This window comes from Microtetraspora niveoalba (assembly GCF_001570405.1).
In the GTDB taxonomy this organism is placed as follows: Bacteria; Actinomycetota; Actinomycetes; order Streptosporangiales; family Streptosporangiaceae; genus Microtetraspora; species Microtetraspora niveoalba.
On the sequence record NZ_BBYM01000023.1, the window covers coordinates 91,507 to 105,835 of the forward strand.

Genomic DNA, 14,329 nt, shown 5'->3' on the forward strand with positions numbered 1-14,329 from the left:
GCGCCTTTACCTTGTAGATCAGATATCTGGGTCGCCGTCATGGGAGGGCTTCGACGCCCGCTCTCGCGACCCCGCCGCCGCCACGCAGTACGGCGGCCGGCGGCGGCCCCGGCCGGGCGCGGCAGGACAGGCGAAGCGCGGCGGGGTGACCGAGAGGGGCCGGACGGCCTCCCCCACCGGGTGCCCGAAGGCATATGGCACGGATATCGCTGGGCCGCAATAAGGGATATGAGGCAGTCTTATACCGTTTTGGCACCAAACATGTGACATATCATCGACTGCATGATCATGGCTGTCTAATGTCAGCGCCCGTGACCATTCATGTGGCGGTGACGGCCCAGGCGACGCGAACACCCGACGCGATCGCCTACGTGGCCGGTGATCTGCGAATCTCCTACAAGGAGATGGATCGGCGCGCGAACCGGATCGCGCACACCCTCCTGCGGAACGGCGTGGCCCGCGAGGAGCCGGTCGGAGTGCTTCTGGACCGGGGAGAGCACCTGATCCCCGCGTTGCTCGGCGTGTTGAAGGCGGGGGCGGCCTACGTGCCCCTCGACCCGGCCTATCCCCCGGACCGGATCCGGCTCATCTCGGCCGACAGCGGCCTCAAGTCGCTGATCACGCTTCCCGGCCTCGGCCACGCCCCCGACGCGCGGGTCATCCACGTCGGCACCGACGACGCCGAGTCCCCGGACACCGACCCCGGCGCCGCCGTCTCGCCGGAGAACCTCGCGTACGTCATCTACACGTCCGGGTCGACCGGGCGGCCGAAGGGCGTGGCCGTCGAGCACCGCAGCGTGCTGAACCAGCTCGCCTGGATCGTCGAGACGTGGGGGCCCGAGGCGCTCGCCGGCAACCTGGCCGCCACGTCGGTCTGCTTCGACCCGTCGGTGATGGAGATCTTCGCCCCGCTGATGGCGGGCGGCACCGTGATCCTGGCCGACAACCTGCTCGCGCTGCCGGGCCTTGCCGCACGCGACGAGGTCACGGCCCTCGGCGGGCCGCCGTCCGTGCTGGCGGCGCTGCTGCGCACCGGCCCGCTGCCCCCGCGCGCCCGCCTCGTCCACTCGGGAGCCGAGGCGGCCTGGCCCGAGCTGATCGAGGAGATCTACCGGAACCCGCGGGTCGACCGGGTCCTCAACCTGTACGGGCCGACCGAGTGCACGATCCAGTGCCTCGCGCACGAGATCCCGCGCGGGGCGGCCGGCGTCCCGCCGATCGGGCTGCCGATCGCGGGGGCCCTGGTGAGCGTCAGGGACGCCGACGGCGCCGAGGTCGCCGAGGGTGAGACCGGCGAGCTGTGGGTGAGCGGTCCCGTGGTGGCCCGCGGGTATCTGAACCGGCCGGCCGGCGACGGGCGGGACCGGTTCGTCGAGCTGCCCGGCGTCGGGCGGACCTACCGGACCGGCGACCTGGTCCGCTTCGAGGGCGGCGTCTACCACTTCGCCGGGCGGGCCGACGACCAGGTCAAGATCCGCGGCCACCGGGTCGAGCCGGGCGAGGTCGAGCGCGCCCTGGCGGCGCACCCCCGCGTGACCGCCGCCGCCGTGCTGGCGCTGCCCGACGCGGACGGCACCCGGCGGCTCGCCGGGTACGCCCAGGCCGAGGACGTGGACGAGCGGGAGCTGCTGGACTTCCTGCGCGGGCGCCTGCCCGGGTACATGGCGCCCGACCGGGTGGCCCTGCTCGACCGCCTCCCGCTGACCCCGAACGGCAAGATCGATCGCCTGGCGCTCGGCGCCGTACGGGCCGCCGCCGCGGGCGGGGCGGGCACCGCGCCGCGCGACGACCTCGAACGGCGGCTCGCCGCGATCGTCGCCGACGTGGTCGGGGTCGAGGCGGCGCGGGTGGGCGTGGACGACCGGTTCACCGACCTCGGCGGGCACTCCCTGGCGGCGGCGCGGGTCGTGGCGCGGGCGGGCGCCGATCTCGGGACCGAGGTGCCGCTGCACGCGTTCCTCGCCGAGCCGACGGTGGCGGCCCTGGCCCGGCTCGTACGCTGCGGATCCGGCGGGCGCGCTCCCCTGGTCCGGCACCGAGGGCGCGACCTGTACCCGCTGACGGACATGCAGCGCCAGTTCTGGGCCGTACGGGAGATGGAGCCCGGCACCGGCGCCACGACGATCGCGATGCGGTTCCGCGTGTCCGGCGTCGAGGACGCGGGCCGCTTCCGGGCCGCCCTGGACGGCGTCGTGCGCCGTCACGAGTCGCTGCGCAGCGTGATCGAGCTGCGGGACGGCGAGCCGGTCGTCCGCGTCCGGGACGCCGCGCCGGTACGCGTGGACGAGCACGACCTGCGCGGCCTGGCCGCGGACGCGCGCGAGTCAGCGATCCTCGACCTCGCGGGCCGGGCGGCGACCCCGTTCGAGCTGACCGGCGACGTGCCGCTGCTGCGCGCGGTGCTCGCCTGGACGGGGCCGGCGGCGGCCGAGCTGGTCGTGGTGACGGACCATGTCGGGTTCGACGGCTGGTCGGTCCGGATCCTGATCGACGAGCTGGCCGCCGGGCTGGCCGGGCGGCCGGTGCCCGACCCCGCCCTCCAGCTCGGAGACGTCGCCCTGGCCGAGGAGGAGCGCCGGGAGGCGGCGCTGGAGCGCGAGATCGCCCACTGGCGGGAGGCGCTCGCCGATGCCGCCGTGCCGTACGGCCTGCTGGGCGCGGAGGGGACGGCGACGCACGAGGGGCGGCGGATCCGGCGGGCGGTCGACCCGGCCCTGCACGCGCGGATCGCGCGGTTCGCCGCCGGGCGCGGCGTCACCCCGGCGGCGGTCCACCTGGCCGCGCTCGCCACCGTCGTCGGCGGGCTGACCGGGCGGGCCGAGACGATGATCGGCGTCACCGCGGCGGAGCGCGACCGGCCCGGCCTGGACACGGTCATGGGTCCGCTGCTCGGCGTGCTGCCGGTCCCGGTGGGTTTCGGGGACGACCCGGCGTTCGGTGATCTGGTGGCCGCGGCGGGCGCGGCGATCAGGGAGGCGCTCGCCCACCAGGAGCAGGCGGGGGCGGCGGTCTCCGCCGCGGTGCGCCGCGCTCCGGGCACCGGTCCGACGCCGGTCGTGTTGTCCGTGCAGCCGGAGGACGTGCCCGTCGCCGTGGAGATCGCATCGGAGATCGCATCGGAGAGCGCGCCGGACGCCGGGCGGGAGGCCCCGTCGGTCAGGGTCGAGCTGGTCGGCGAGCTGGACTGCGGCGGCGCGGTCGCCGAACTGAGCGTCCTGGTGAACGCCGGGGCGGACGGACCCGAGCTGCTGGTCGAGTACGCCACGTCGCGCTTCGACGCGGCCGACGCCGGGCGGCTGGCCGACACGCTGCTCCGCGCGCTCGAACGCGGCCTCGCCGACCCGTCCGCACCGGTCTCCGCGCTGCCGCTGATCTCAGACGAGGAGCGTACGGCGCTGCTCGCGGCGGGCACCGGGGCCGAGGTGCGGCCGCCCGGCACCATCGTGGAGGCCGTCCTCGCCCAGGACCCGGACCGGGTCGCGATCGAGGCGGCCGGGCGCCGGATGACCTACGGCGAGCTGGAGGAGGTCTCCGCCAGGGTCGCCACCGGCCTCGTCGCCGCCGGCGTCACGGCGGAGACGCCGGTCGGCGTCAGCCTGCCGCGCGACCACCGCCTGCCCGCCGTGCTGCTCGGCGTGCTGCGGGCGGGCGGCGCGTACGTGCCGATGGACCCCGACCTTCCGGCCATGCGGCTGGCGGCGATCGCCGAGGACGGCGGAGTGCGGCGGGTGCTCGCGCTCGGCGACGAGGCGCGTGCCGCGGTCTCCGGGATCGACGGCGTGACGGTGCTCGACGCGGAGGCCCTGATGGCCGTGCCGCGCGGCGAGATCCCGGACGCCGCCCCGGACGGCCTCGCATACGTGATCTTCACATCGGGCTCGACCGGACGCCCGAAGGGCATCGAGATCACCCATCGGGCGCTGGCGGCGTTCGTCGCCTCCGTCCAGGCCGATCCCGGCCTGACCGCGGACGACGCCGTGCTCGCCGTGTCGCCGCTGGTGTTCGACGCCTCGGCGTTCGACCTGTGGGCCACGCTGACCGCCGGAGCGCGCATGGTCATGGCCGACACCGCGACGGCGTTCGACGGCGGGGCGCTGGCCGAGCTGTGCGACACGGCCGGGGTCACCCTGGTGCTCACCACGCCGAGCCGGATGCGGCTGATGGTCGAGGCTGGCTGGCGCGGCCGTCCGGGGATGCGGCTGCTGGTCGGCGGCGAGCCGCTCGACCCGGCGCTGGCCCGGGAGCTGCGGACGCGGTCCGCCGGCCTCTGGAACGCGTACGGCCCGGCCGAGGTGACGGTGGCGTCCACCGTGCACCCGGTCACCGGGCCGGTCGGGGACAGCGTCCCCATCGGCCACCCGATCCCCGGAGAGCGCCTCTACGTCGTGGATCCGCTCGGCCGCCTGCTTCCGCCCCGGGTGCCGGGCGAGCTGTGGCTGGGCGGGCCCGGTGTGGCGCGCGGCTACCGGGGGCGCCCGGACCTGACCGCCGCCGCCTTCGTCCCCGACCTCGAGGTCGCGCCGCCGGGGCGGCGGTACCGCTCGGGCGACATCGTGCGCTGGGTCTCCGACGGCGCGGGCGCGCCGGCGCTCGACTTCGTCGGCCGCGTGGACGGCCAGGTCAAGGTGCGCGGCTACCGCATCGAGCTGGGCGAGATCGACGCGGTGCTGCGCGGCCACCCGGCCGTCGCCGACGTCGCGGCGGTGGCCACGAGCGGGCCGGACGCCCACCTCATCGGCCATGTCGTCTGGCGCGGCGAGGCCCGCTCCGCGGAGCTGGAGGACTACGCGCGGGACCGGCTGCCCGGCTACATGGTGCCGCGCCGGTGGGCGGCGCACGGCGCGCTGCCCCGCACGGCCGGCGGGAAGCTCGACCGGCGGGCGCTTGAGGGCGTCGAGGCGGACGCCGCGGAGCACACGCCGCCGGAAGGCCCCATGCAGGAGTTCGCCGCCGAGATCTGGCAGGAGGTCCTGCGGGTGCCGCTCGTGGGGGCGCGCGACGACTTCTTCGCGCTCGGCGGCACGTCCCTGCTGGCGACCCGGGTGACGGTCCGCCTGCGGGAGGCGCTCGCCTGCGACCTCGCCGTACGGCTGCTGTTCGACCATCCCGTGCTCGCCGACTACGCCGCCGAAGTGGAACGACAGGTCATCGCCGAGATGGCCGGACAGGAGGCCCACTCATGACCGTCGTCTCCGGTGAGGACAAGCTGCGCGAGCTGCTCAACCGGCGCATCGCGCAGGCCCGGCGGGCGGCCCCCGCGGCCATCCCGCGGCGTACGGACGACGGGCCGTGGCGGCTGTCGCCGGTGCAGCGCCGCATGTGGCTCGCGTCCGAGATGGAGCGGGACAGCCCCGCCTACAACGTGCCCGTGGCGCTGCGGCTGCGCGGCGAACTGGACGTGGACGCGCTGCGCCGGGCCGTGGCGGACGTGGTGGAGCGGCACGAGGTGCTGCGCTCGACCGTGGAGGTCCGCGACGGCGAGCCGTACGCGGTGACCGGCGGCGCGGACGGGATCGACGTCGCGGTGGAGGAGGTCGCCCCCGAGGCGGTCGAGGGCCGGATCGCGGAGCTGGCGCGGGTGCCGTTCCGGCTGGCGGAGGAGTATCCGCTGCGGGCGACCCTCCTCACGGCCGGCCCCCGGGAGCACGTGCTGCTCCTGCTCATGCACCACATCGCGATCGACGCGTGGTCGGAGCCGCTGCTCCTCGGCGATCTCGCGGCGCAGTACCGGTTCCGCCTGGGCGCCGGACCCGCGCTCGACCCGCCCGAGACGCGGTACTCGGACGTGGCCGCGTGGGCCACCGAACGCGCCGCGTCCCCCGAGACCGAACGGGCGCTGGATTGGTGGGAGGAGTGGCTCGCCGGGCTCGAACCCTCCCCCGGGCTCCTTCCGGACCATCAGGTCCGTCCCGGCCCGCCGGACCTGGAATGGCGGGCCGGCGTCGTGGACGTGCCCCTCGCCCCCGAGACTGTCACCCGGCTGCGCGCGCTGGCCTCCGAGACCGGCGCGACCGTGTTCATGGTGCTCCTGGCGGCGCTCCAGGCCACGCTCGCCCGGGTGTCCGGCGGCTCCGGGCCGAGCGCCGACGTCACCGTGGGAGTGCCGGAGTCCGGCCGCAGGCACCCGCTGACCGAGTCCCTGGTCGGCTGCCTGGTCGAGACCCTGGTCGTACGCGGGACCGTGGACGGCGCCGGCACCGGCCGTGAGCTGGTCGGGCGGGCCCGCTCCGCCGCCCTCGACGTGTTCGGCCACGCGGACGTGCCGTTCGACCGCGTCGTGGAGCGGGTGCGCCCTCCCCGGTCCGGCACGGCGGCGCCGCTGTTCGATGTGCTGCTCAACGTCTACGACGCCCCGGCGGAGGTCGCCGGTTTCCCCGGGCTGACCGCCGAGACGGTCGAGGTGCCGCCGTTCGCGGCGAAGTTCGACCAGGCGTGGACGTTCCTCGACGACGGCACCACGCTGCGCGGCACGCTCACCTACCGCTCCGGCCTGTACGCGCCGGACACCGCCGCCCGCCTGGCGGGCTGGTTCGGCTCGCTGCTGGACCGGCTCGTGGCGGAGCCGGACCGCCCGGTCGGCGAGCTGGAGCTGGAGCCCGGCGCCCGGCACACCCTCACCGAGCCCGCGGCGCCCGTGCTCGGCGAGCCGACCCTGCACGGCCGGATCGCCGCCCAGGCCGCCCGTACGCCGTCGGCCACGGCCGTGGTGGCGGCGGACGGCGCCCTCACCTACGCGGAGCTGGACGCTCACGCGGAACGCCTGGCCGGGCGCCTGCGCGCGGCCGGGGTGACGCGCGGCGACCGGGTCGCCCTCCTCATGGAGCGGACCCGCGACCTCCCGGTCGCCCTGCTCGCCGTGCTCAGGGCCGGGGCGGCGTACGTGCCGATCGACGACGCCGCGCCCGCCGACCGGATCGCCGCGATGGTGGCGGCGGGCGGGGTGCGGGTCGCGGTCTGCGCGCCCGGGCTCGCGGACCGCCTGCCCGCCGGCGTCACCGCGCTCACGCCCGGCGACCACGCGGACGACGACGGGACGTCCGGGACGCCCCGTGCCGTGAGCCGCTCGACCTCCGGCGAGGACGACGCGCGAGACGGCGGCGCGGCGGACGTTGACGGGACGTCCTCGGGCCCAGGGGACGGCGGTGCGGCGGACGGCGGAGACCTCGCCTACGTGATCTTCACGTCCGGCTCGACGGGCACGCCCAAGGGGGTCGCGGTCGAGCATCGCCAGGTGACCGCGTACCTCGACGCGGTGCTCACCCGGGTCGGCTCGGGCGAGGCGGCCCCCCGCTCGTACGCGCTCGTCTCGACGATCGCCGCCGACCTCGGCCTGCTGAACGTCTTCGGCGCGCTGACCACGGGCGCGGCGCTGCACGTGCTCGGCCGGGAGTCGGCCGTCGATCCCGACGCGTACGCGGCCTGGCTGCGCCGCCACGAGGTGGACGCCGTGAAGTGCGTGCCCAGCCAGCTCGAACTCCTGGCCGCGCACGGCGACCTCGCGGCGGTGCTGCCCCGCCGCCTGCTCGTGCTGGCCGGCGAGGCGACCCCCTGGACGCTGATCGACCGGATCGCGGAGGCGCGGCCCGACCTGGAGGTCCAGGTCCACTACGGCCCGACCGAGACCACGGTCTCGGTGCTCGGCTGCGCGACCGGCTCCACTCCGCGCACGGGCGCGGTGGCGCCGCTCGGCACGCCCTTCCCCGGCGTGCGCTGCTTCGTCGCCGACCCGGCCGGGCGTGCCGTGCCGCACGGCGTGGCGGGCGAGCTGTGGATCGGCGGCCCCCAGGTCGCCCGGGGATATCTGGGCGATCCCGGTGACGCGCGCTACGTGGAGCGCGCGGACGGCCGTTACTACCGGTCCGGTGACCGGGTGCGCGTCACCCGTGACGGGGTCGTGGAGTTCCTCGGCCGGATCGACGACCAGGTCAAGATCCGGGGATACCGCGTCGAGCCGGGTGAGGTCGCCGCCGCCTGCCGGGCCCTGCCCGGGATCGCGGAGGCGGTCGTGCTTCCCACGGGCGAGGGATCGGCGCGGCGGCTGGCCGCCTGGCTGGTTCCCGCCCCGGCGTCGGCGGGCACCCCGCCGACCGGCACCCCGTCGACCGGCACGGCACCGACCGACGTGAGCCCGGCCGCGACGCCGGACCGCGCGGACGAAGCGGCGACCGGCGCGGCGCCGACGGCGGAGGGGATCCGCGCGGCGCTGCGACGCGTGCTGCCCGACTACATGGTGCCTTCGGCGATCACGCTCGTGGAGGCGCTGCCGCTCAACGCGAACGGCAAGGTGGACCGGGCCCGCCTGCTCGACGGGCTCGCGGACGCACCGTCCGGCGGCCTCACGGCGGACGGCGCGGGCCGCGCCCCCGAGACGGACAGCGAACGGCTGATCGCACAGATCTGGGCGGAGCTCCTCGGGGCCAGGGCCGCCGCCGCGAGCACGCGCGGCAGCGGCGGCCGTCCGATCGGCGTGAGCATGGACGGCTCCGGTGGTGGGGCTGCGAACGACGCGGACGGCTCGGGCGGCGCGGCCGCGTATGGCTCGATCGGGGCGGAGGCGGACTTCTTCGCGCTGGGCGGCGACTCCTTCACCGCCGTCCGCGTGGCGGGGAGGCTCGGCCCGGCGCTCGGGGTGACGGTCCCGCTGCGGCTGATCTTCGAGCACCCGGTGCTCGCCGACCTGGCCGCCGCGCTGGACGCGCTGCCCGGGAGCGGGACGGCTCCCGCGCCCGCCGCGATCCCCCGGCGCGAGGGCACCGACCCGATCCCGCTGACCCCGCTCCAGCGCCAGATGTGGCTCGCCGGAGAGGTGGACCCGGACAGCGCGGCCTACAACGTGCCGGTCGTGATCCGGTTCGACGGCGAACTCGACGCGGAGGCGCTCCGGCTCGCGGTCGTGGACCTGGCCGAGCGGCACGAGGTGCTGCGCTCGACCGTCGAGGTCCGCGACGCGGAGCCGTACGCGGTGACCGGTCCGGCGTCACGGGTCGTCGTGGAGGTGGTCTCCCACCTGGACACGTCCACTCCGGGGAGGCGGGCCGACGATCCGGCGGTGGCGGCGCGCCTCGCCGAGCTGGCCGTGCGGCCGTTCCGGCTGGCGGAGGAGTATCCGCTGCGCGCGGCGATCCTGGTGCTCGGCCCGCGCGAGCACGTGCTCGCCCTCGTGCTCCATCACATCGCCAGCGACGCCTGGTCGCGCGGCGTCCTGCTCCGCGATCTCGCCGACCTCTACGCGGCGCGCACGGGGGCCCGGCCCGCGCCCGCCGCCCTCGACCGCCAGTTCGCCGACGTCGCGGAATGGCAGCGGCTGTCCGCCGAGGCGACGGATCCCGGCTGGTGGGCGGCCAAGCTCGACGGGATGCCCGCCGAGATCGCGCTTCCCGCCGATCGGATGCGGCCGGCCGCCCCCGGCACCGGAGTGGGGCTGCTGGACCTGGAGCTGCCGGACGGGCTGGCCGCCCGGGTGCGGGCGCTGGCGTCCGCGCGCGGCGCGACGACGTTCATGGTGCTGCTCGCGGGCCTCCAGGCGATGCTCGCGCGGATGTCGGGCGGCTCCGACATCGCCGTGGCGGTGCCCGAGTCCGGCCGGCGGCATCCCGAGACCGAACGGCTCGTCGGCTGCTTCCTGCAGACCCTGGTCATCCGTACGTCGGTGGAGGACGGCCTCACCGGCGGCGGCCTGGTCGAGCGGGCCCGCGCGGAGACGCTGGACGCGTTCGCGCACGCGGGCGAACCGCTCGAATCAGGGCAGGCGCTGCCCCAGGTGCTGCTCAACGTCTACGACGCGCCCGGTCCGATCACCGGCTTCCCCGGTCTCGCCGCCGAGGCGGTGGAGATGCGGCCGGTGACCGCGAAGTTCGACCTGAGCTGGACCGTCCAGGACACCGGCACGGGGCTGCGGGCCGGCCTCGCGTACCGTCCCGAGCTGTTCGACGAGGCGACGGCGCGGCGGATGGCCGGGTTCCTCGTGGCGGTCCTGGACCAGATCACGGCGGATCCCGGCCGCCTGATCGGCGACCTCGACCTCGATCCGGGCACGGACTCGACGCTGACGGGACCCCGGCGTACGCCGCTCGGCGGGCCGACCCTGCACGGGCGGATCTCCGCGCACGCGGCCCGGACCCCGTCGGCGACGGCGGTCGTCGCGGCGGACGGCACTCTCACGTACGGCGAGCTGGAGGAGCGGGCCGCCCTGCTCGCGGGCCGGCTGCGGGCGGCGGGCGTGGAGCGCGGGGACCGGGTGGCGGTCCTGATGGAGCGGACCCGTGACCTGCCGGTCGCCATGCTCGGCGCGCTCAAGGCGGGAGCGGGGTACGTCCCGATCGACGACGCCGCGCCCGACGACCGGATCGCCGCGGTGTTGTCCACCGCCGGGGCCCGTGTCGTGGTCTGCGCCCCCGACCTGGCGGCCCGCGTGCCGGACGGAGTCACCGCCGTCGTGCCCTCTCCCCCGGCCGCGGGTCCCCCGGCCGAAGACGCCTCAGCCGATGACGCTCCCGGCCGGGACGCCGTGTCGGACGGGGCCGGGCCGACGAGTGGGGAGCCGTCGCGGGCGGACGGCGGGCCGGTCCAGACGCCGCCCGGCGGCGTGGAGGTCGGGCCCGAGGACCTGGCCTACGTGATCTTCACGTCCGGCTCGACCGGCACGCCGAAGGGTGTGGCGGTCGAACACCGGAACATCACCGCCTACCTCGACGGGATCCTGTCCCGGCTCGCCCCGGCGGGGCCGCTCCGGTCGTGGGCGCTGGCGTCCACGGCCGCGGCCGACCTCGGCATCCTCAACGTCTTCGGCGCGCTGACCACCGGTGCCGCGCTGCACCTGCTCGACCGGGACACCGCGACCGACCCGCCCGCCTTCGCCGCCCACATGACCGGCCACGCCGTCGACTTCCTCAAGTGCGTGCCCAGCCACCTGGAGCTGCTGGCCTCGCACGGCGACCTGTCGGCGGTGCTGCCGCGTCGGATACTCGTCCTCGCGGGTGAGGCGGTGCCGTGGTCGCTGGTGGACCGGATCGCGGAGGTACGGCCCGACCTGGAGGTCCAGGTCCACTACGGCCCGACCGAGACGACGGTCGCGGTGCTGGGCTGCTCGACCGGGGACGCGCCGCGGGCGACCGCGAACGTCCCGCTGGGCCTGCCGCTCCCCGAGGCGCGCTGCTTCGTGGCCGACCGCGCCGGGCGCGCCCTGCCGTACGGCGTGGCGGGCGAGCTGTGGATCGGCGGCCCGCAGGTGGCGCGGGGCTATCTGGGACATCCGGAGGACCCGCGCTATGTGACGCGGGACGACGGCCGGTGGTACAGATCGGGAGACCGGGCCCGGGTGACCTCCGAGGGATTCGTGGAGTTCCTCGGCCGGATCGACGACCAGGTGAAGATCCGGGGATACCGGGTCGAACCCGGCGAGGTGGCCTCTGTGTGCCGGGGCCTGCCCGGGATCGCGGAGGCCGTGGTCCTGCCGGTGGGCGAGGGCACGGGACGGCGTCTCGCCGCCTGGCTGGTCCCCACCGCGCCGGGCCCGGAGGCGACCGGCACAGGAGCGACCGGCACAGGAGCGCTGGACTCCGCCGCGCCGGGCTCGGAGGCGGCACCCGGCGCCCGTCCGGAGGGGGCGCCGACGGTGGACGGCATCCGGGCGGCGCTGCGCGACGCGCTTCCCGACTACATGGTGCCCTCGGTCATCACGCTGCTGGACGCCTTCCCGCTGAACGCCAACGGCAAGGTGGACCGTACGCGGCTGGTCGCCGAGCTGGGCACGGTGAGCGCGGGCGAGCGGGTGGACCCCGCCACCGGCACCGAACGGCGCGTCGCCGAGATCTGGGCGGGCCTGCTCGGCCTGGACGCCGTCGGCGCGACCGACGACTTCTTCGCACTGGGCGGCGACTCCTTCGTCGCGGTCAAGGCCGTACACGAGATCGACGAGGGGCTGCGGGTCATCGACCTGTTCACCAACCCGACCGTGCGCGAGCTGGCCGCCCTCCTCGACGGCCGCTCCGGTGGGCAGGGCGGCGGGCTGCTGCACCGGCTCGGCGGCCCGAAGGCGGGCGGCACGGTGACCGCGACCGTGGTCTGCGTGCCGTACGGCGGAGGATCGGCGGCCGTCTACCGCCCGCTCGCCGAGGCACTGCCCGACGGCGTGGAGGTGCTGGCGCTCGAACTGCCCGGACACGACCCGGCCCGCCCCGACGAGGAGCCGCAGCCGGTGGAGGAGGTGGTCGAGCGCTGCGTGGCCGAGCTCGCCGCCAGGGAGAACGGGCCGATCTCGGTCTACGGCCACTGCGTCGGCACGGCGCTCGCCACCGCCCTGGCCCTGCGGCTGGAGGAGACGGGCGTGCCGGTCACCGGCGTGTTCCTCGGCGGCAGCTTCCCGACCGCGCGGCTCCCCGGAAAGTTGTCCGCGTGGTTCAACCGGCGCCTGCCCGCGGACCGGTGGTTGTCGGACCGCGCCTACCGCGACGTCCTGCGGGCGATGGGCGGCCTGCCCGAGGACCTGGAGGGCGCCACGGTCGAGACCGCCGTCAAGGCGCTCAGGCACGACGCGCGCCAGGCGCAGGCGTGGTTCACCCGGCGGCTGGCCGAGCCGGGAGGCCACAGGCTGCGCGCGCCGGTGCTGGTCGTCATCGGCGGCGCCGACCGCGCCACCGAGCTGTACGAGGAGCGCTACCGGGAGTGGACGGCCTTCGCCGACCGGGTCGAACTGGCGGTGATCCCGAACGCCGGGCACTACTTCCTGCGCCACCAGGCCGACCAGCTCGGCGACCATCTGGCCGCGGCGCTGCGCCGCTGGACCGAGCCCGGCACAGCGGCGGACGAGCAGGCTGACGGCGACCGGTCCGGCGCACCCGGCGGTGCCCGGCACACGGACCGGGTGACACCCGCCGGCGCCGCGACCGGCGCACCGGGCGACGGGCCGCCGGGAGCCGGAGCCTCGGCGCCCGCGGCACCGGCGCACGGTGGCCGGACGGACGGTACTCGTACGGGCGGGGCGTCGGGCCAGGCGGCGGGAGCCGGACCGCGCGGCCTGGGCGGTTTCTACACCGTGGCGCTCGGCCAGCTCGTGTCGATGGTCGGCAGCTCGCTCAGCTCGTTCGGCCTGGGCGTGTGGACGTTCCAGCGCAGCGGGGCCGTCTTCGACTTCGCCCTGGTCACGATGCTGGCGCTGCTGCCGACCGTGCTGGTGGGGCCGGTGGGCGGCGCGGTCGCCGACCGGTACGACCGGCGGTGGATCATGCTGGTCTGCGACGCGCTCAACGGCCTCGCCATGGCGGCCGTGGCGGTGCTCCTGTGGCTGGACCGGCTCGACTTCGTCGTGGTGTGCGGCGTCGTGACGCTCACGTCGGTGGTCACCGCGTTCCACCGTCCCGCCTACCTGGCGGCCATCGCGCAGCTCGTGCCCAAGCCGTACCTGCCGCAGGCCAACGCGCTGGCGCAGGCCGGGCTCGGCCTGGGCAACCTGGTCGCGCCGCTCGCGGGGGGCGCGCTCGTCGCGCTCGCCGGGCTGCCGGTCGTGGTCGGCGCCGACGTGGTGACGTTCGCGATCGCGTTCTTCTCGCTGCTCGCCGTACGGATCCCGAACCGGATGTTCCGGCGCAGGGAGGAGTCGTTCCGGTCGGCGGTGGCCGGCGGCTGGCGGTTCTTCGTGCGGCGGCCCCCGCTGATGGTGATGGCCGGATACTTCATGGTCGTCAACTACTTCACCGCGCTGACGCTCGCCGTGGTCTCCCCCATGGTGCTGTCGCTCGGCGACGCGGCCGACCTGGGCGTGGTCACGGCGGTCGGCGGCCTCGGGGCGGTGCTGGGCAGCGTCGTGATGATGGTCTGGGGCGGCACGCGCCGCCTCGCCGACGGCATGGTCGGCTTCGTGGCCCTTGCGGGGCTGGCGACCGTCCTGGTCGGCGTGACCGGAGCGGCGGCGGTGATCCCGGTGATCGCCGTCGGGCTGGCCCTGCGCTGGGGCTCGACCAGCGTGATCAACGCCCACTGGCTGTCGATCATCCAGCTCAAGGTCAGGATCGAGCTGCAGGGCCGCGTGCTGGCCACGAACCAGATGCTGGCCACGGCGATGACGCCGGTGGGCTACCTGACGGCGGCGCCGCTCACCTCCTGGTCCGAGTCGCTGACCGGGGCGGCGACGGGCCCGGCGATCGGTGTGATGCTGGCCGTGTCGGGCGTGATCCTCGCGGTGTGGGGCGTCGTCGGGTTGCGGATCAGGCGGCTGCGCCACATCGAGGACGAGCTGCCCGACGCCCTCCCGACGGCTGTCATCAGCACGGACCTCGACGAGCTGCAGGAGGAGGCCGACCGGCACGCCCTCACCCGGTGACCTCGAACCGGA

General features: G+C 76.0%; 2 protein-coding genes. Both read left to right on the plus strand.

The genetic code is table 11. From position 1 onward, the window contains the following. Positions 1 to 311 precede the first annotated feature (311 nt). Positions 312 to 5,183 carry a non-ribosomal peptide synthetase gene (locus AWQ70_RS23275; protein WP_169808726.1) on the plus strand — a complete coding sequence of 1,624 codons (4,872 nt, stop codon included), beginning with the start codon at positions 312 to 314 and terminating at the stop codon, positions 5,181 to 5,183. After that, complete coding sequence (locus AWQ70_RS41415; protein WP_067179549.1) at positions 5,180 to 14,317, plus strand: non-ribosomal peptide synthetase/MFS transporter; 9,138 nt, start codon at positions 5,180 to 5,182, stop codon at positions 14,315 to 14,317. Before AWQ70_RS23275 ends, AWQ70_RS41415 begins: the two co-directional genes overlap by 4 nt. The last annotated feature ends 12 nt before the right edge of the window (positions 14,318 to 14,329 follow it).